The sequence below is a fragment of the Escherichia sp. AM3 genome (genome assembly GCF_032029835.1).
GTDB lineage: Bacteria > Pseudomonadota > Gammaproteobacteria > Enterobacterales > Enterobacteriaceae > Escherichia > Escherichia coli.
In genome coordinates, this window is the sequence record NZ_JAVUPQ010000616.1 from 1 (window position 1) to 407 (window position 407).

The 407-nt window shown below is 60.7% G+C and carries 1 protein-coding gene; it reads left to right on the forward strand.

Annotation, left to right across the window (positions count from 1 at the left end):
* Positions 1–407, forward strand: a 407-nt coding sequence (locus RTW80_RS27535; protein ID WP_312721265.1) for an exodeoxyribonuclease VII large subunit, incomplete at both ends; no start/stop codon positions are given.

Here is a 407-nt window from a genome sequence, read left to right on the forward strand (position 1 = left end):
GCCTTATCCCGGTGGTAAGCGCCGTCGGTCACGAAACGGATGTGACGATTGCCGATTTTGTCGCGGATTTACGCGCGCCCACGCCGTCCGCGGCGGCAGAGGTAGTCAGCCGTAACCAGCTGGAGCTGCTGCGTCAGATCCAGAACGGGCAGCAGCGCCTGGAGATGGCGATGGACTACTTCCTCGCCAACCGTACCCGCCGCTTTACCCAGCTTTACCATCGTCTGCAACAGCAGCATCCGCAATTGCGTCTGGCGCGTCAGCAAACCGTGCTGGAACGTCTGCGTCAGCGGATGAACTTCGCGCTGGATAACCAGCTTAAGCGTGCGGTATCTCGCCAGCAGCGCGTCACGCAGCGTCTGAACCAGCAAAACCCGCAGCCGAAGATTTATCGCGCACAAACGCGT